The sequence below is a fragment of the Brevibacterium sp. CFH 10365 genome (assembly GCF_009299785.1).
Lineage (GTDB): Bacteria > Actinomycetota > Actinomycetes > Actinomycetales > Brevibacteriaceae > Brevibacterium > Brevibacterium limosum.
This window is the reverse complement of record NZ_VIGO01000013.1, coordinates 1-18644: the sequence shown is the minus strand read 5'-3', so window position 1 is coordinate 18644 and position 18644 is coordinate 1. Positions and strand designations below refer to the sequence as shown.

The following is an 18644-nucleotide window of genomic DNA, read 5'->3' as shown; positions in this document are numbered from 1 at the left end:
TCTGGGCAGCCGGGTCGCATCACCGATCCGGCGCACACCACCTCGGCTGCCCGCTTCGCAGCCTTCGCCTCCTCCCGGGGCCGCTACTATGCGGTCTTCCTCGCCGTGTTCTGCGCGGTGCTCATCATCTCGAACATCTCGGCCACGAAGGTCATCGGCTTCGGCCCCATCGTCACCGACGGCGGCGCATTCCTCTTCCCCATCGCGTACATCCTCGGCGATGTGATCAGCGAAGTGTACGGCTTCAAAGCCGCCCGCAAGGCTGTGATCACCGGTTTCGGCCTGCAGATCCTGGCGACCTTCGTGTTCTGGCTCGTGCTCATCTCCCCTCCCGGTCCCGGTTATGAGAATCAGGAGGCCTTCGCCGCCGTGCTCGGGTTCTACCCGCGCATCGTCGCGGCCTCCCTCGTCGGCTACTTCGTCGGCCAGCTGCTCAATTCGTGGGTGCTCGTAGCGGTGAAGAAGCGGATGGGCGAGTCGAAGCTGTGGGTCCGCCTGCTCACGTCGACAGGCGTCGGCGAGTTCGTCGACACTCTGCTGTTCTGCATCATCGCCTTCGCCGGAGTCATCCCGGGGCTCGACTTCATCAACTACATCATCGTCGGCTTCGTCTACAAGGTCGCCGTCGAGATCATCTTCCTGCCCGTGACCTACCGCGTCATCAAGCTCGTCAAGCGGCACGAACCCAGTTACGAGCTCGACGCCGCCGACGCCGGTCGCTGACAGACGCCGGTCGCTGACACCGCCCGCCTGTGCTCGCGGTGCCGCTCCCGCCGCATTCCGCCAGCTGTCGACCGCTCAGGTCCCGCGAAACTCGAAAGAGTCGTCGCCGGCGACGTGTTTTTCGAGTTTCGCGTGACTTGAGGCGCTGGAGGCCCGCTGGAGGCCCGCTGGAGACCCGCTGGCCGCGGCCTAAGCTACTTCGAGTAGTAGCGGCCGACAACCTCGCCTTCGAGCTCGTCGAAGCGGCCGTCGATCATCGCCTGCCGGATCTCATCGACGAGCGAGACGACGAAGTGTTCGTTGTGGATCGTGCACAGGGTGGAGAAGAGCATCTCCTTCGCCTTGTACAGGTGCCGCAGGTACGCCCGCGAGTAGTTCTGGCAGGTGTAGCACGAGCAGTCGGGATCCAAGGGTCCGAAGTCGCGTCGGTACTTCGCGCCGGTGAGGTTGTACCGGCCGTCGCGGGTGTAGATCGCGGCGTTGCGGGCCACGCGGGAGGGCGAGACGCAGTCGAAGGTGTCCGCGCCGGTCTTGATCGATTCGAACAGGTCGTCGGGTTCGGAGATGCCCAGCAGGTGCCGCGGCTTGTTCTCCGGCAGCTCCTCGCACACCCAGCGGATGATGATGCCGAGGTTCTCCTTCTCCAACGCCCCGCCGATGCCGAAGCCGTCGAAGTCCATGGCGCCGAGGTCCCGCGCGGCCTTGCGCCGCAGATCTTCGTACTGCGCACCCTGCAGCACCCCGAAGAGCGCCTGATACGGCCGATGCGAACGCTCCTCGGTGAGCCGGAAGTGCTCCTCGACGCAGCGCATCGCCCACAGCCGGGTCCGCTCAACCGACTCCTCCTGGTAGCCGCGGGTGTTGATGAGTGTGGTCAGCTCGTCGAAGGCGAACATGATGTCGGCGCCGAGTTCGTGCTGCACCCGCATCGAGATCTCCGGAGTGAAGCGGTGCATCGACCCGTCGAGATGCGACTTGAACGTCACCCCGTCGTCATCGACGTTCGACAGCCGCTCCTTGCCCACGGCCACGAGCTCGTCGCTGCGCTCGCCTGCGGCCTCCATCGAGATGACCTTCTTGAAACCCGAGCCGAGGCTCATCACCTGGAATCCGCCGGAGTCGGTGAACGTCGGTCCCGGCCAGTTCATGAACCTGCCCAAGCCGCCGGCCTCGTCGATGAGGTCCGATCCGGGCTGCAGGTACAGGTGGTAGGCGTTGGCGAGCACCGCCTGTCCGCCGAGCTCGGCGACCTCGTCGGGGCGGACGGCCTTGACCGTGGCCTTCGTGCCGACGGGGATGAATGCGGGAGTCTGAATGTCGCCGTGCGGAGTGCGGATGACGCCGGTGCGCCCGCCCGTGTCCATCCGGGTGCCCACCTCGAAGCCGAACTGCGAACGGTCGTTGATGGGCGTGGTCTCGGGTGCCGCCGGGGATTGGTCTGTAGTCACCGGACAAGCTTAACTGGGACCATGACGTTCCCGCAGATGCTCGCCTCCGCCGAGGCGGCCCATCCCATCGTCCTCGACGGCGGCTTGGGCACCGCCGCCGAGGACCGCGGCATCGACCTCGACCATCACCTGTGGTCGGCCGAGCTCATTCGCACCGGCCCAGACACCCTCGCCGAGGTGCACGCCGCCTTCGCCTCCGCCGGTGCCCGCATCCTGACGACAGCGAGCTATCAGGCGACTCCGCTCGGCTTCGCCCGTGCCGGAATCAGTGCCGAGGAAGGCCACAGGATCATCGGTGAGAGCGTGCGGATCGCGCGCAGGGCTGCTGACCGCACTGCCGCTGCGGGCAGAGGCACCCTCGTCGCAGGGTCGGTCGGACCCTATGGTGCCGCGCTCGGCGACGGTGCCGAGTACACCGGGGACTATCGACTGACTCCTGAGGAGTTCACCGACATCCATCGTCCGCGCATCGCGGCCCTCGCCGAGGCGGGAGCGGATCTGCTCGCCGTCGAAACCCAACCGCGCCTCGACGAGATCCGCGCGATCGTAGGGCTGGCCGAGGAGACCGATCTTCCGGTCTGGGTGAGCGTGACCCTGCAGGACGGCACGGACACGGTCGCCCCGGCCCTGCCCGACGGCAGCTCCCTGGCCGACGTCGCGAAGGCGGCGACCGCCTCGGCGTCGGTGCTGGCGATCGGGGTCAACTGCGTCCGGTCCTCCCTGGTGGCCCCCGCACTCGAGGAGCTGTCGGCACACACGGCAATGCCGCTCATCGCCTACCCGAACTCGGGCGAGATCTACGACGCGAGCGCCATGGAATGGCGGGACGACCGCGCGGAAGCCGGGATCGGGTCATGGCCGGTGGCGGAGTGGACCCGCCTCGGCGCGCGGATCGTCGGCGGCTGCTGCCGGGTTCGACCGGACGACATCGCAGTGCTCAGTCACCGGGGCTGAGCGATCTTGGCCTCAGCCGAGCATCTTGCCCGGGTTGAGGATGCCCAACGGATCGACCGCCGCCTTGATCCCCGACTGCAGAGCCTGAGCACCGGCATCGAGCTCCCGCACCAACCAGTCCCTCTTCAGATACCCGACCCCGTGCTCACCGGTGATCGTCCCACCCAGATCCAGACCCAGCTGCATGATCTCGGCGAACGTCTCCTTCGCCTCGGCCACACTCGCCTCATCCGAGGCATCGAAGAGCACACTCGGATGCATATTCCCATCCCCGGCATGACCGGCCGTGGCCACCTCAACCGCATGCCCGGCCGCGATCTCATCCAAACGGGCGAAGAACTCGCCGAGGCGGGACCTGGGCACGCACACATCATCGATGAGCTCTCCCCCGCCGATGCCGGCCACATACTTCTCCATCGCCGGGGACACGGCCCGACGAGCCGCGACGAACATCTCCGAATCCGCCGGATCCTCGGAGAAGAACACCTCATCGGCCCCCTGCTCGACGGCGATGGTCTCGAACTTCTCGAGCGCGGCGACACCGGCCGGGCCCGGAGCATCGGACTGGACGAGCAGGAGCGCCCCGGCACCATCGGGCAGACCGAAATCCCCATAGGCATTGATCATCGCCACCGTGCCTCCGTCCATGAGTTCGAGCATCGACGGCGCCGCACCCGAGGCCATGAACGCAGAGACCGTGTGACCGGCCGACTCCATATCCGGAAAGATCCCGACGCCTGTCACCGGTGGCGCCAGCAGCGGTCTGAGCCCGAGGGTGATCTCGACGATGACGCCCAGAGTCCCCTCGGATCCCACGAACAGTCCCGCCAGGTCGAGACCGGCCACTCCCTTCGCGGTCTGCCGGCCGAGCTTCGACACGGTCCCATCGGCGAGCACCACGGTCAGTGCCCGCACATAGTCCTTCGTCACCCCGTACTTCACACAGCACATCCCGCCGGCGTTCGTGGCGACATTCCCGCCGATCGTCGAGATCGCCACCGATCCCGGATCCGGCGGATACGACAGACCATGCCCGGCCAGCGCCTGCTTGAGATCCTGGTTGATGACACCGGGTTGGACGCGGCAGGTCTGATCGACCTCGTCGATGTCGACGATCGCATTCAGCTTCGCCACATTGAGCAGGATCGCCCCGTCCGTGGCATTCGCCGCACCCGACAGGCCCGTCCTCGCCCCCTGCGTGACGACCGGGATCCGATGCTCGGTGGCGAACCGCATCACCGCGACCACATCATCGACGCAAGCGGCACGCACCACAGCCGACGCCTCACCGGCCGGACAGAACAGCGCCTTGTCCGACGAATAGGCATCGATGACGTCGCGGTCGGTGACCAGCGCCCCCGAACTCAGCTCGGCGGCGAGTCCGCCCAGATCCGCGCTCACTGTGGCATCCGCACTCATCGTCACAGCGACGCGGCGACCTTGAGCACGCGTTCGAGCGCCTCATCAGGTCCGATGCTCACGCGCACGCCGCCCTGCAGACGACGCACGGCCACGGCCTGCTTCGCGCACTCGCCTTCGAAGGCGACAGCCGCCTCGGGGTCGAGAGCGATCCACACATAGTTGCCCTGAGCGTCGGGCACGGACAGACCCAGCTCTCGCAGATCGTGGGCGAACCGGTCACGCACCGCGGCGATCTCCTTGGCACGCACAGCCACCTCGTCGACTCGGGACAGGGATTCCCGGGCCGCGGCCTGGGCGCCGGCGGTCACGGAGAACGGGGCGATGACCTGTCGCATCGCCGAAGCGATCTCGACGTCGGCGATGCCGAATCCCACTCGCAGACCGGCCAGACCGTGTGCCTTGGAGAAGGTCCTGGCGAGAACGAGATTCGGGTGCTTGCGCCTGGCCGTCAGGCCATCGACGGCCTCGGTCGCGAACTCCAGGTACGCCTCGTCGAGGACGACGATGACGTCGTCCGGCACCTCGGCGAGGAAGCCGTCGAGCTCGGCATCGGAGATCGTCGGGCCGGTCGGATTGTTCGGCGAGCACAGCAGCACGAGTCGGGTCGTGTCATCGATCGCCGCCGCCAGCCCGGCGAAATCGTGGCGACCGTCGTCGAGGAGGTCGACGGGGCGCTTCTGGGCACCCCGGGCCGAGGCGAGGATCGGGTACATCTCGAACGACGGCCACGGATAGACCACCGATGTGCCCGCCTCGAGGGTGATGTTCGTCAGCGCCGTGAGGACTTCGGAGGCACCGGCGCCGGGGACCACCTCGGCGGGTTCGACGTCGAGGTGGGAGGCGATATCGGCCACGAGCGCGGCCGCGGTGGGATCGGGGTAGTTCCCCGGGATCGCCGAGGCGGCTGCCATCGTTTCGATGACACCCGGCAGCGGCGGCAGGTGGTTCTCGTTCGAGGACAGTTTGTACGGGGTCAGGCCCGGTGATTCGACGGGAGGCTTGCCGGGAACATAGGGAGGGAATTCGGCGAGCGCGTCACGGAGCAGGAAACGTTTGGACATGTGCCCATAGTTGCACACCTTGTGGCGGGCGACACAGACCGTCTTGCCAAACCGTCCGAATGGTCGGATTCAGGTGGTCGGGACGGACGTCCATCCGCTGTGAGAATGCTCTCGCGACTGTCCGTTCCCTCCTCCCGGGTTACAGGTGGGCCGACGCCGGAGAGTACCCTGAGAGACGAATACATAAAGCCAGTGACGAGGAATGAGAGTCCAAATGCCCTCACCGCAGGAAAAGGTCGACGTCGTCTTGATCGGCGGCGGCATCATGAGCGCCACACTCGGTGCCATGTTGACCGAACTTCAGCCCGACTGGGACATCCGTGTCTACGAGAAGCTCGACTATGTGGCCACCGAGAGCTCGGACCCGTGGAACAACGCGGGCACCGGCCACGCCGCACTCTGCGAACTCAACTACACCCCCGAGGACTCCAACGGCGACATCGACCTGGAGAAGGCCTCGACGATCAATCAGCAGTTCCACCATTCGCGACAGTACTGGTCGCACCTCGTCGACACCGGTGTGCTGACCGATCCGAAGTCCTTCATCAACCCGATCGCCCACGTCAGCTACGGCCGCGGCGACAAGGGCCGTGACTACATCAAGCGCCGCTACGAGACGATGGTGCGCAACCCGCTGTTCGCCGATATAGAGTACACCGACGACCCGGCGACTCAGGCCGAGTGGCTGCCGCTGATGTTCGAGGGCCGCGGACCGGGCCAGGTCAACGGCATCTCGCGGATCAAGCAGGGCACCGACGTGGACTTCGGTTCGCTGTCGGGCCAGCTGCTCAGCTATGTCGCAGACAAGGGTGCGACCGTACGCACCAGCCACCAGGTCACCGATCTCGAGCGCGCCTCCGACGGTTGGACTCTCACCGTCAAGGATCTGCTCTCGCACGAGTCTCACCGGATCGGCGCGAAGTTCGTCTTCGTCGGCGCCGGCGGCGGCGCCCTGCCGCTGCTGCAGAAGTCGGGCATCCCCGAGGGCCGCGGCTACGGCGGCTTCCCGGTCTCCGGAATCTTCCTGCGCACAGGCAACGAGGACCTCGTCGCCCGTCACCAGGCGAAGGTCTACGGTCAGGCGGCTCAGGGTGCTCCCCCGATGTCCGTTCCGCACCTCGACACCCGCGTCGTCGACGGCAAGGACTACCTCATGTTCGGCCCGTACGCCGGGTTCTCGCCGAAGTTCCTCAAGAAGGGTCGCTTCACCGACCTGCCGTTCTCCGTGCGCGGGAACAACCTCGCCACGATGCTCAACGTCGCCAAGGACAACACGGATCTCGTCACCTACCTGCTCGGTGAGCTGGCTGCGACGAAGAAGGCCCGCTTCGAGGCGATGCACCAGTTCATCCCGAATATCGACCCGTCCGACTGGGAGTTCATCCAGGCCGGTCAGCGCGTGCAGGTGATGAAGAAGGACCCGAAGAAGGGCGGTGTCCTCCAGTTCGGCACCGAGCTCATCTCCTCGGCCGACGGGTCGATCGCGGCTCTTCTCGGCGCTTCCCCGGGCGCGTCGACGGCCGTGCCGATCATGGTCAACCTGCTCAAGACCTGCTTCCCGCGTGAGTACGCAGGCTGGGAGAAGCACTTCAAGGACATGATCCCCTCGCTGGGCCGCGACCTCGTCGACGACGAGACCCTGCTCAAGGAGGTCTCCGAGTACACCTCGCGGACCCTCCAGCTGATCTGACGAATCAGCAAGACCTGAGCCTCGCTGCGAGCGAGGAGACAGCACGAAGCGGCTTGCCGGAATCACTTCCGGCAAGCCGCTTCTCTTCGTATGCCCGGCCCGAGCTCAGAGGCTCAGAGGCTCAGAGCTCAGGGGCTCAGAGCTCGACTTGGCGATTGACGTCCTTGTACAGCAGGTAGCGGAAGCGTCCCGGCCCGCCCGCGTAGCAGGCCTGCGGGCAGAAGGCGCGCATGGAGATGAAGTCACCCTCCTGCACCTCGACCCAGTCGCCGTTGAGGCGGTAGACGGCCTTGCCCTCGAGCACGTAGAGCCCGTGCTCCATCTCGTGGGTCTCCGCGAACGGGATGACCGCTCCGGCTTCGAAGGTGACGATGTTGACGTGCATGTCGTAGGCGAGGTCATCCGGGTCGAGCGGACGGGTCGTGCGCCAGCGCCCGTCGGTGCCCGGCATCGGCGAGGGCTCGACATCGGCGTCGTTGCCGAACTTCGCCTCAGGGGTCAGTCCCGCCACGGGCTGATAGCGTTTGCGCACCCAATGGAAGCGGGCCGCCTCGGTGCCGGTGGACCTCGCCGACCACGACGAACCGGCGGGGAGGAACGCGAACCCACCGGGGGTCAGCGTGTGCGCGGTGCCTTCATGGGTGACCTCGAGCCGGCCGGCCATGACGAAGAGGAATCCCTCGACCTCGGACTGTGGTTCCGGCGCTTGCGCGCCGCCGCCGGGGGCGACTTCGAGGATCGTCTGCGAGAACGTCACCGCTCCCCCGGCCACGGGCTTGCTCAGCACCCACGACCGGGTCCCGGTCCACTCGGGCAGGTTCGAGGTGACGATATCGCGCAGCACTCCGCGCGGGATGACCGTATAGGCCTCGGTAACGAGGGCGCGGTCGGTGAGCAGATCGGACTGGGGCGGGTGCCCGCCGGTCGGGGCCCAGTAGGTGTACGGATCGGTCGTCGTCATGGATCGAGTCTCCTTCGGTCGGTGGTCAGTCTGCTCAGTCGAGCGAGCCGGTGCGGGCCAGCTGCCCGAGCTGGGTGAGGCTGAGGTTCGTCCGCGAGGTCACGAACTCCTCGGTGTGGGCTCCGCAGACGAGGCCCCGGTCGAGGTAGCGGGCGAGCGCCTTCGCTGTGGCGGGTTCGTCGAGAACGGTCGAATCCGCCTTGAACACGTAGTCGTGAAGGCGCTGAGCCGCCCGTGCCCCGCCTTCGCGGTAGAAGGCGAAGGTCGCTAAGAACCGGGTCGGAAGCTGGTGCGGGTGCAGATCCCAGCCCTGGTAGATCCCCCGCTTGAGGTGGCGGCGGACGAGGCCGGCGTGCAGTGCCCACGCGTGGTGGACCTCTGCGGGTTCGCCGAGCGGGAGGATGTTCGTCGACCCGTCGGAGAGGTGGACTCCGGTGCCGGCGACGGCGAGCATCATCTGGTTCTTCGCGAAATCGGCGACCGGATGGTCCATCGCCTGGTAGGCCGCGGCCACGCCCATCGATGCGGAATAGTCGTAGGTGCCGTAGTGCAGCGAGGTCACGCGCCCGGCTCCGGCCTGCAGCGCCGTCGCCAGCGGAATGGTGCCGTCGGCGGCAAGGACGAGCTGCGGGGTCTCGACCTGGATCTCGAAGGTGATCGTCCCCTCGCCGAGGTTGTGCTCGGCTTCCAGCGCACGGGAGGCGAGCACCATCGCCCGCACTTGGTCGACGGTGCTGACCTTCGGCAGGGTGAGCACGAGGTTGTCCGGCAGCTGACCGCCGGCCTCGATGAGTTCGGACAGGAACAGATCGAGAGTGCGCAGACCGCGTTCCCGGGTCGCTGACTCCATGCATTTGAAGCGGATGCCGACGAAGCCGGGGGCTCCCTTCTCGGTGCGGCCGGCCACCGCATCCCGGGCGGCCTGGGCGACCCAGCGGTCCTCGGTGTCATCGCCCTGGTCGCCGAATCCGTCCTCGAAGTCCAGGCGCAGGTCCTCGATCGGTTCGCGCTCGAGCTTCGCGGTGACCGCCTCGGCGAGGAGTTCGGCCTCCCTGGCCACCTGGTGGATGCTGGGCCCCTGGCCCGGGATCGCGGGACCGGTCTCCTTACGGGCGGCGGTGATGACGCGTTCGGCCAGCTGGAGCATTCCGCCATGGGCCTCGACGCATTCGAGCGCCTGCTGCCCCCACCGATACGGCAGGTCCGCACTCGTGCGGTCGCCGGGCACATACACGGTGTGCACGGGTTGACGGACGTCGCGGTCACCGGGATACGCGGTCGTCAGGAGCTCGTCCGTGTCCCCCAGCAGTGAGTCGATATCGGTCAGTGTTGATCGTTCCACTTTCACATCCTCTTTCTGTGCACGGGGTTCGACGGCGAGGCGGCGGCGCCCGGCCTGGCCTCATTGTCTCTCATTGTCCGCCGCCGGGCACGGAGACTCTCTGGGGTTTCAGGACGAGACCGCCGCGACCGCCTCGGCGACCTTCTTCGCGACCTCCGGATCGAACACGGAGGGGATGACATAGCCGGGGTGGAGTTCGTCCTCGGGGATGCACGAGGCGATCGCGTCGGCCGCGGCGACCATGATGTTCTCGTCGACATCGCGGGCTTCGGCGTCGAGGAGTCCGCGGAAGATCCCGGGAAAGGCGAGCACGTTGTTGATCTGGTTCGGGAAGTCGCTGCGGCCGGTGGCCACCACGGCCGCGTGCTCGGCCGCCTCGGCGGGGTCCACCTCGGGATCGGGATTGGCCATGGCGAAGACCAGCGCACCGTCGTTCATCGCCGCGATATCGTCACCGCTCAGCACATTCGGGGCGGAGACGCCGATGAACGCGTCAGCGCCGACCACGGCTTCCTTGAGCGTGCCGGTGAAGCCCTCGGGATTCGTGTTCGCCTGCAGCCATCTCTTGTGCTCGGTGTCCACGCGCGAGTCCGGGCCGATCGCGCCGTCGCGGCCGCAGGCGATGATGTTCGTGGCGCCGGCGACCTGGAGGAGGCGGATGATGGCGTTGCCGGCCGCACCGACTCCGGAGACGACGATGCGCAGGTCCTCGATCTTCTTGTCCACGACCTTGAGCGCGTTCTTCAAGGCGGCGAGGGTGACGACGCCGGTGCCGTGCTGGTCGTCGTGGAAGACGGGGATATCGAGTTCGGCACGCAGGCGGGCCTCGATCTCGAAGCAGCGCGGGGCGGCGATGTCCTCGAGGTTGATTCCGCCGTAGGCCGGGGCGATGGCCTTGCAGATCGAGATGATCTCCTCGGTGTCCTTCGTATCGAGAGCCACCGGCCAGGCGTCGACATCGGCGAACTGCTTGAACAGCACTGCCTTGCCCTCCATCACCGGCATGGCCGCCTCGGGGCCGATATCGCCGAGGCCGAGCACCGCGGTGCCGTCGGTGACCACGGCGACGGTGTTGCGTTTGATCGTCAGCCGGCGGGCATCCTCCTTGTTCTCCGCGATCGCCTTGCACACGCGTGCCACGCCGGGCGTGTAGGCGCGGGAGAGGTCGTCGCGGTTGCGCAGGGGAACCTTCGGGACGGATTCGAGCTTCCCGCCGAGGTGGAGGAGGAAGGTCCGGTCCGAGACCTTGCGGACATCGACTCCGGGCAGGGCGTCGAGAGCGTCGGAGACCTCGTCGGCATGAGCAACGTCGCGGGTATCGGCGCTGACGTCGATGATGACCGCGTGCGGAGTGGACTCGACGACGTCGAGGGCGGTGACTGACGCACCGGCGGCGGCGGCCGCGGCCACGAGGTCGGAGGTCGTGGCCTTCCCGACCTCAGTGCCGACGCGCAGAGTGATGGAATATCCGGGGCTGGTGGCGACCATGAGCAATATCCTCCTTGATATCAAGTTTCCGTATTATGGATAGTAACTTTTGCCTAGTGGAAATTCTAGCCGGTGTCCGTGGATTCGGAAAGTTTCTTCCATTTCAGGACTAGACTGAACGGAGTTTCACTGCCGAGACTCCCCACAGATTAAGGAACATCGATGAGCAGCAGCGACACCCCGGCGATCCGCCAGTCCAAGGGCGGCGTGCAGTCCGTCGAACGTGCGTTCGGACTGCTTGAGTGCATTGCGAACTCCGCGGGCTCGGCGACGCTGAGCCATATCGCTGCGGACGTCAACCTGCCCCTGCCGACGATCCACCGTCTGCTCAACACCCTGGTCAATCTCGGCGTGGTCCGACAGCTGCCCGATCGCGGATATGCGCTCGGGCCCGGACTGGTCCGCCTCGGCGATATCGCCGGCTCGCAGCTCGGCGCGATCGCCCGTCCCTATCTGCGGGACCTCGTCGCCGAGCTCGGAGAGTCGGCGAATGTGGCCACGATGGACGGAGACATGGTCGTCTACGTCGATCAGGTCGCCTCGGAGCGGCAGATGCGGATGTTCACCGAGGTGGGACGCCGCGCGCACATGCACGCCACCGGGGTCGGCAAAGCCATCCTCGCGGGCCTGGAGCCCGAGCAGGTCCGGCATATCGCCACCACGGCCGGCATGCCCACTCCCACGGAGTTCAGCATCGGAACGATCGGCGATCTCGAGGCCGAGCTGAGCCGCATCCGTGCGCGCGGCTATGCCATCGACGAGCAGGAGCAGGAGCTCGGGGTCCGCTGCTTCGCCATGGCCATCCCCGACGCCCCCGCCCCCTTGGCGATCTCCGTCTCCGGTCCGATCAGCCGCGTCGATCAGTCCTTCGCCGACCGCGCCGTTCCGCTGCTGCGGGACGCGGCCGCCCGCATCTCCGCAGAGATGCAGAGCGGCCGCTGAACCTGTTCCCGTTGCTTCGAACCGGCTCAGGAATCTCCGCCGGCCATCCCCGAGGTCCCGGCATTGGCATCGCCCAGACGATAGCGTCGAGCCGCCTCGGCGGGAACGGATCGGTCGATCTCACCGCGCTTGGCGAGCAGCTGCAGGGTGCGCACGACCATCGAATGGGCGTCGATCTTGAAGTGCCGGCGAGCGGCGGCCCGAGTGTCGGAGAAGCCGAACCCGTCGGCGCCGAGGGTCGCGAAGTCGTGGTCCAGGTACGGCCGGATGAGGTCCGGCTGGGTGGAGTCGAAATCGCTCGTGGCCACGATCGGCCCCGGCTGTCCGTCCAGCTTCCGGCGCACATAGGGCACGCGTTCCGCGGTCTCGGCCCCACCGTCTGCAACGGTCAGCTCCGCCGCTTCGCATTCGAGTCCGTCACGGCGCAGCTGCGCCCATGAGGTCACCGACCACACGGCGGCGTCGACGCCCCAATCGGCGGCGAGCAGGTCCCGGGCCTCGAGCGCCCAGGGCACGGCCACACCGGAAGCGAGCAGCTGCGCGTGCGGACGATCGCCCGGAGCCGCCTCGGCGACGCGGTGGATGCCCTTGAGGATGCCCTCGACGTCGACGTCCTCGGGTTCGGCCGGCTGGAGCATCGGCTCGTTGTACACGGTCAGGTAGTACATGACATTGCGCTCGTCCTCGCCGAGGTCGTGCTCACCGTACATGCGGTGCAGACCGTCGCGGACGATGTGTCCGATCTCGTAGCCGTAGGCCGGATCATAGACGCGCACGGCCGGGTTCGTGGCCGCGAGCACCGGGGAATGCCCGTCGGCATGCTGCAGCCCCTCGCCGGTCAGAGTCGTCCGTCCGGCGGTGGCGCCGATGATGAACCCGCGCGTCATCTGGTCGCCGGCGGCCCAGAAGGCGTCTCCGGTGCGCTGGAACCCGAACATCGAGTAGAACACGTAGATCGGGATCATCGGTTCGCCGTGGGTGGAGTACGCGGTGCCCGCGGCGGTGAACCCGGCGGCGGCACCGGCCTCGTTGATGCCCACGTGGAGGAGCTGACCGGAAGTCGCCTCCTTGTACGAGAGGAACATCTCGCGGTCGACGGCGAGGTAGTTCTGCCCGTTCGGATTGTAGATCTTCGCGGTCGGGAAGAAGGCGTCGATTCCGAAGGTGCGGGCCTCATCAGGGATGATGGGCACGATCCGCTCCCCCAGACCCTTCTCTCGCATGAGGTCCTTGAGCAGCCGGACGAAGGCCATGGTCGAGGCGGCCATCTGCTGGCCCGAGCCCTTCTTCGTCTGCGCGAACGCCTTGTCGCTGGGAGCGGGCAGGGCGATCCGATTGTTCTCCGGCTTCCTCTCCGGCACGAATCCGCCGAGCTGGCGCCGCCGGTCGAGCATGTACCGGATCTCCTCGGAGTCCTGTCCCGGGTGATAGTAGGGCACCGCATACGGGTCCTCGTCGATGACCTTGTCGCTGATCGGGATGTCCATCCGGTCGCGGAAGGCCTTGACGTCGTCCGCAGTGAACTTCTTCATCTGGTGGGTAGCGTTGCGGGACTCGAACGTCGTGCCCAGACCATAGCCCTTGACGGTCTGGACGAGGATGACGGTGGGCTTGCCCTTGGTGTTCACGGCCTTCTGGTAGGCGGCGAAGACCTTGTGATAGTCGTGGCCGCCGCGCTTGAGGTTCCAGATGTCGTCATCGCTCAGGTTCTCGACGAGACCCTTCGTCGCGGGGGTCCGGCCGAAGAAGTTGTCGCGGATGAAACCGCCGGATTCGGCCTTGAAGGTCTGATAGTCCCCGTCGAGGGTCTCGTTCATGATCTTCACAAGGTCGCCGGTGCGGTCGGCGGCGAGCAGGTCGTCCCATTCGCGGCCCCACAGCACCTTGATGACGTCCCAGCCGGCGCCGGTGAAGGTCGCCTCGAGCTCCTGGACGATCTTGCCGTTTCCGCGCACGGGTCCATCGAGGCGCTGGAGGTTGCAGTTGATAACGAAGGTGAGATTGTCCAGTCCCTCGTTCGCGGCCAGCTGCAGGGCACCGCGCGATTCGGGTTCGTCCATCTCCCCGTCGCCGAGGAACGCCCACACCCGCTGATCCGAGGTGTCGGAGATGCCCCGGTGGTGGAGATAGCGGTTCATCTGCGCCTGATAGATCGCGTTGATCGGGCCCAGCCCCATCGACACGGTCGGGAACTGCCAGAACTCCGGCATCAGCCGCGGGTGCGGATAGGAGCTCAGCCCGTGCGGGGCACGTGAGATCTCCTGCCGGAATCCGTCCAGGTCGGCCTCGGTCAGGCGGCCCTCGAGGAACGCACGCGCGTACATCCCCGGTGAGGCATGGCCCTGGAAGAAGACCTGATCGCCGCCGCCGGGATGATCCTGGCCGCGGAAGAAGTTGTTGAATCCGATTTCGTAGAGTGTGGCGGCGCCGGCGTAGGTGGAGATGTGGCCGCCCACGGAGATCTCGGGCCTCTGCGCCCGGTGGACGAGCATGGCCGCGTTCCACCGCATCCACTTGCGGAAGCGGCGTTCGACCTTCTCCTCACCGGGGTAGAACGGTTCCTGATCGACGGGAATCGTGTTGACGTAGTCGGTGGTGGTGACCTTGGGCTGGGCGACGGAGTTCGTGGCCGCGCGAGCGCGCAGCGCCTCCATGATCTCGCCCGCGCGCTGGGTTCCGCGCGCGTCGACGAGGCCCTCCCAGGACTCGAGCCATTCATCGACCTCTTCGTCGGTGATTCCCCTCGGACTCGCCGAGGATGTGTCCTGTGTCATAACGGGGGTTTCCTTCTCGCAGGGTCCGGGCTCCCGGAACAGTACCCCGGGAGCCCGGAGATGGAAAGTCCTGTCTCAGCAGGTGATGTTCAGATCTCAGCAGAAGCCGGCGACCTGCGCCCACGCGTCCTTGTTCTCGTCGACGCCTTCGCGGGTGAAGGTGGCTTCGATGAGGCCGTAGGGGCGGTCGGCGACGATGAAGACCTCGTTCGGGTTCTCGAGGCCGAAGCGTTCGATGTCATAGAGGAAGTGGTGCTTGTTCGGGCAGGAGAAGCGGATCTCGTCGATCTCCGGCACGGCCTCGATGACCTTCTCGCCCATCTGGTAGAGCGTGTGCTGCAGGGCGTGGGAGAAGTGGTCGGTGAAGGAGTCGAGGATGATCTCCTTGACCTTGGTGTACACGGCTTCGAAGTCGAGGTCGGTGGTGTTGTAGATCCACCGCGTGGCGATATCCGTGGCCAGGATCCGGTCGTCGGTCTCCGGCAGCGTCGTGTACTTGTCCTTCGGATAGCCGACGAAGCCCGATTCCGTGGTCTTGAGCACGGTGAGTCCGTTGAAGCCGGAGATCAGCGTGTCCTTGTCGCCGTCGCGGGTGAACACGACGGTGCGGACCTCGGGGGCGGACTTGAAGAACGAATGCTGATGGTCGTTGATCCGATCCCAGCCGTATTCTTCGGCCTCCCAGCGTCCGCCGGTGACCCAGTCGAAACTCGACGTGAAATGGTCGGCCAGGCCCATGAGGAACTGTTCGGGCGAGCTCACGCCCAGCTCCTTGGCCTTCGCGAAGACCGTGTTCTTCTGAGTGTCGGTGGCGACGACGTGTTCGTTGTTGCCTTCGGTGTGGGCGGTCTCGAAGTCGCCCCACAGCTGCGAGGTGACGTTGAGATCGCGGATCTCGTGGCGGTCGCTGTCGCGGTAGACCCGCATGAGTCGGTTCTCCGCCTTGCCGTACTGGTTCGATGTCAGTCGGACCTTGCTCATTTTCTTCCTCCAGTTCGTCGGCGTGCGCACCTGCACACGCCGTGACCATTCGATTGGCGAGGCCAGCCGGGACGAACCGGGCGGCTTCGGCGGTTTGTTGAGGATGGAGATCCTGCAGGGGGCCTGCTTCCCCTGTGAGCGACTGCGGGTGCGGCTCAGCTGCCGCGGTAGGTGCTGTAGGCGAAGGGGCTGAGCAGCAGCGGAATGTGATAGTGCTCCTGCCCGGCCTGGACGGTGAAGTCGATGGTGACCACCGGGTGGAAGTGATCGATCTCCCGGGCCGCGAAGTACTCGCCGGTGCCGAAGACGATCCGGTAGTCCCCCGGCTCGAGGTGGTCGGGGCCGAAGTCGGAGACTCTCCCGTTGTCGTCGGTGCGGGCCGAGACGATGACCTCGTCCCCGGAGCAGAGAGTGACCTCGAGGTCGGCGGCCGGGCTGCCGACCATAGAGTCGAGTGCGTGAGCGGTGATGAAGCTCATGAGAGGATCCCTTCGAGTCTGAGTTCGGCGATCTGGATGAGCTGCTGCCCGACCTCGGCGGTCTCATCCTCTTCGGTGTTGTCCATGCGGCGCTGCAGTTCGGAGAGGATCTCCTCGGGGGTGCGACCGGCGGCGCGGATGAGGAACACGCGGTCGAAGCGGGCTTCGTAGGCGGCGTTCCCGGCGGCGAGCTGGGTCTGCACGTCTGCTTCGAGGGCGCCGAGGCCGGCCTGCTCGCGGCTCGAGTGGGCCGCCTCGGCGCTCTCACCCTTCGCCTTCTCACCGATGCGCGGATGATGGGACATGGCCGCGTCGATCTCGGCGGTGGTCAGCGGTGCGGCGGCACGCGACGCGGCCGTGGCGGCGTCGAGGTCGGTCAGAGGGCGGGCGTCGACGACCGCGTCGATCCACCGGTCGACGTCGATGCAGGGACGCAGAATTCCGCGGGCATCATCGGCTGGGAGTCGATTGAACTCGGCCAGGTCCACGGTGACCTCCTTGGCAGGCGCTGAATGACTTTCACGGTTCGGAATACCATTTCCGAACGACTGCTCCGAGTCTGCTGGGCGCCATCGGCAATGTCAAATTGCTCACACATTAATGTGGAAACTTTCTTCCGTATGGTGGATAATGGTCTTGTGGCAACCGCCGCACACCCGGCCATCGACGATGAGGTTGAATGAGTGCATGAGCCCGAATACGACAGATCAGACCCCGTCAATCGTCTGCGCCCCTGACTCCTTCAAGGGCTCAGCCTCCGCCCCTGCCGCCGCGGCCGCCATGGCCCGCGGCGCTCGGGCGGTCTTCCCCGGCGCACGGGTCACCGAGCTGCCCTTCGCCGACGGCGGGGAGGGCACGCTCGACGCCCTGCTGGCCGTATGGGGAACTCGGCCGCGCACCGTGGACACGGTCGATGCCCTGGGCAGGGCCGCCTCGGCGGCCTTCGGTCTGTCCCCCGACGGAACCACCGCGGTCATCGAGGCGGCCCAGGCCAACGGCCTGCCGCAGGTCTCGGACGTGGAGCTGCAGCCCGAACGCGCCGACACCTACGGCGTCGGGCTGCTCGCGGCCGCAGCTCTCGACCTCGGAGTCGAGGAGATCCTGCTGTGCATCGGCGGCTCGGCGAGCACGGACGGCGGGACCGGAATACTGGCCGCCCTCGGTGCGCGCTTCGTCGACGCCGACGGCGATCCCGTCGCGCCCGGCGGCGGCGGGCTGGCCGCGATCTCCGCGATCGACACCTCGGCGCTGGACCGACGGGCCGCTGCGGTGCGGTGGCGCATCGCCGTCGATGTCGACAATCCGCTCACCGGTCCCCGCGGGGCCGCTGCGGTCTTCGGCCCGCAGAAGGGAGCGGACGCTGACTCGGTAGCCGTCCTCGATTCCGGCCTCGAGCACCTGGCCGAGGTCCTCGCCGACACTTCTGCCGAGGCCGAGGCCCTGGCGGCGACGCCGGGATTCGGGGCCGCCGGCGGGATCCCGCTGGCACTGACGAGCCTGCTGGGCGCCGAGGTGGTGCCCGGATCGACGATGGTCGCCGAGGCCGTGGGACTGACCGCGGCTCTGGCCGACGCCGATTTCGTGTTCACCGGGGAGGGATCCTTCGATTCCCAATCCTTGGGCGGCAAGGTCGTCGCGGCCGTGCGGGATCATGCCCCCGCCTCGGCGAGGGTGATCGTCATCGCCGGTCGGGTCGGTCTGACCGCCGCGGAGTGCCGGGAGGCCGGGATCACGGCGGCGCTGTCGATCGCACCGGGGCCGGCCGACCTTGCCGCCCTGTCCGAGCGCGCCGAAGCGCTCATCGAGGACACGGCCGCGCAGGCGTGCGCACTCAGCTCGCCGTCGGATCACACCATTTCAACGACGAAAGGACGCACCATGACCACGACCACTCAGACTCAGCTCGCCGTCGGAGACATCGCTCCCGACTTCACGCTCACCGACGCGGAGGGACGGGCCGTGTCGAAGGCCGACTATGCCGGCCGCAGCGTCATCCTCTACTTCTACCCGAAGGCCGCATCGCCGGGGTGCACGACGGAGGCCTGCGATTTCCGGGACAACCTCTCGGCACTGTCGGCCGCCGGCTTCGAGGTCCTCGGGGTCTCCCCCGATGACACCGAATCGCTCAAGGAATTCGCCGCCGAGGAGGGGCTGACGTTCTCGCTGCTCTCCGATCCCGGTGCGGCGGTCGCGAAGGCCTACGGCAGCTATGGGCAGAAGACGATCGGCGAGCACACATTCCTGGGCACTCAGCGCTCGACCTTCGTCATCGGCGCCGACGGCACCCTGATCCACGCCGAGTACGACGTCGACGCTCGCGGCCACGTAGCCCGCCTCCGCACCCACCTCCTCCCCTAATTGCTACTGTGAGTATTGATA

The 18644-nt window shown here is 66.8% G+C and carries 15 protein-coding genes; 5 read left to right on the top strand and 10 right to left on the bottom strand.

What is annotated here, in order from left to right; genetic code table 11:
• Window positions 1-18 precede the first annotated feature (18 nt).
• Window positions 19-723 carry a queuosine precursor transporter gene (locus FHG09_RS18815; RefSeq protein WP_413773158.1) on the top strand — a complete coding sequence of 235 codons (705 nt, stop codon included), beginning with the start codon at window positions 19-21 and terminating at the stop codon, window positions 721-723.
• A 194-nt stretch (window positions 724-917) separates the two neighbouring features.
• Here the strand turns inward: FHG09_RS18815 and tgt are convergent, their stop codons facing one another.
• A complete protein-coding gene (gene tgt, locus FHG09_RS18810) occupies window positions 918-2171 on the bottom strand; it encodes a tRNA guanosine(34) transglycosylase Tgt (protein WP_152349178.1) in 1254 nt (417 codons plus the stop codon).
• Between the two features lie 21 nt (window positions 2172-2192).
• Here tgt and mmuM point away from each other — a divergent pair, with 21 nt between their 5' ends.
• Window positions 2193-3125, top strand: coding sequence for a homocysteine S-methyltransferase (mmuM, locus tag FHG09_RS18805; RefSeq protein ID WP_152349177.1), 933 nt, complete (start codon window positions 2193-2195; stop codon window positions 3123-3125).
• A 12-nt stretch (window positions 3126-3137) separates the two neighbouring features.
• Here mmuM and FHG09_RS18800 read toward each other — a convergent pair whose 3' ends face one another.
• Both FHG09_RS18800 and FHG09_RS18795 read right to left on the bottom strand, forming a co-directional pair.
• A complete protein-coding gene (locus FHG09_RS18800; RefSeq protein WP_152349238.1) occupies window positions 3138-4544 on the bottom strand; it encodes an FAD-binding oxidoreductase in 1407 nt (468 codons plus the stop codon).
• A 2-nt stretch (window positions 4545-4546) separates the two neighbouring features.
• The gene (locus FHG09_RS18795) at window positions 4547-5608 is read right to left on the bottom strand and encodes a pyridoxal phosphate-dependent aminotransferase (RefSeq protein WP_152349176.1); all 1062 of its coding nucleotides are present in this window, start codon (window positions 5606-5608) and stop codon (window positions 4547-4549) included.
• 214 nt (window positions 5609-5822) lie between these two features.
• On the opposite strand from FHG09_RS18795, the gene FHG09_RS18790 reads away from it, so the two are divergent.
• A complete protein-coding gene (locus FHG09_RS18790) occupies window positions 5823-7298 on the top strand; it encodes a malate:quinone oxidoreductase (RefSeq protein WP_152349175.1) in 1476 nt (491 codons plus the stop codon).
• A 136-nt stretch (window positions 7299-7434) separates the two neighbouring features.
• On the opposite strand, the gene FHG09_RS18785 is transcribed toward FHG09_RS18790, so the two are convergent.
• From FHG09_RS18785 to FHG09_RS18775, 3 genes are all read right to left on the bottom strand, one after another.
• A complete protein-coding gene (locus tag FHG09_RS18785) occupies window positions 7435-8259 on the bottom strand; it encodes a bifunctional allantoicase/(S)-ureidoglycine aminohydrolase (RefSeq protein WP_152349174.1) in 825 nt (274 codons plus the stop codon).
• 34 nt (window positions 8260-8293) lie between these two features.
• Entirely contained in the window at window positions 8294-9601 is a 1308-nt protein-coding gene (locus tag FHG09_RS18780; protein WP_152349173.1) for a DUF6986 family protein, read from the bottom strand.
• Window positions 9602-9709: 108 nt separating this feature from the next.
• Window positions 9710-11089 carry an NAD-dependent malic enzyme gene (locus FHG09_RS18775; RefSeq protein WP_152349172.1) on the bottom strand — a complete coding sequence of 460 codons (1380 nt, stop codon included), beginning with the start codon at window positions 11087-11089 and terminating at the stop codon, window positions 9710-9712.
• Window positions 11090-11251: 162 nt separating this feature from the next.
• On the opposite strand from FHG09_RS18775, the gene FHG09_RS18770 reads away from it, so the two are divergent.
• On the top strand, window positions 11252-12031 hold the full coding sequence (locus FHG09_RS18770) for an IclR family transcriptional regulator (protein WP_152349171.1): 780 nt from the start codon (window positions 11252-11254) through the stop codon (window positions 12029-12031).
• 26 nt (window positions 12032-12057) lie between these two features.
• Here the strand turns inward: FHG09_RS18770 and aceE are convergent, their stop codons facing one another.
• The 4 genes from aceE to uraD form a co-directional block, all read right to left on the bottom strand.
• Window positions 12058-14805 carry a pyruvate dehydrogenase (acetyl-transferring), homodimeric type gene (gene aceE, locus FHG09_RS18765; RefSeq protein ID WP_152349170.1) on the bottom strand — a complete coding sequence of 916 codons (2748 nt, stop codon included), beginning with the start codon at window positions 14803-14805 and terminating at the stop codon, window positions 12058-12060.
• Window positions 14806-14901: 96 nt separating this feature from the next.
• Window positions 14902-15786, bottom strand: a complete 885-nt coding sequence (gene pucL, locus FHG09_RS18760) for a factor-independent urate hydroxylase (protein WP_152349169.1) — start codon at window positions 15784-15786, stop codon at window positions 14902-14904.
• Between the two features lie 155 nt (window positions 15787-15941).
• Window positions 15942-16265, bottom strand: coding sequence for a hydroxyisourate hydrolase (gene uraH / locus FHG09_RS18755; protein WP_152349168.1), 324 nt, complete (start codon window positions 16263-16265; stop codon window positions 15942-15944).
• Window positions 16262-16753 carry a 2-oxo-4-hydroxy-4-carboxy-5-ureidoimidazoline decarboxylase gene (gene uraD, locus FHG09_RS18750; protein ID WP_152349167.1) on the bottom strand — a complete coding sequence of 164 codons (492 nt, stop codon included), beginning with the start codon at window positions 16751-16753 and terminating at the stop codon, window positions 16262-16264. Before uraD ends, uraH begins: the two co-directional genes overlap by 4 nt.
• A gap of 199 nt (window positions 16754-16952) precedes the next feature.
• Between uraD and FHG09_RS18745 the strand changes: the two genes are divergently transcribed.
• Window positions 16953-18623, top strand: coding sequence for a glycerate kinase (locus FHG09_RS18745; RefSeq protein WP_152349166.1), 1671 nt, complete (start codon window positions 16953-16955; stop codon window positions 18621-18623).
• Window positions 18624-18644 lie beyond the last annotated feature (21 nt).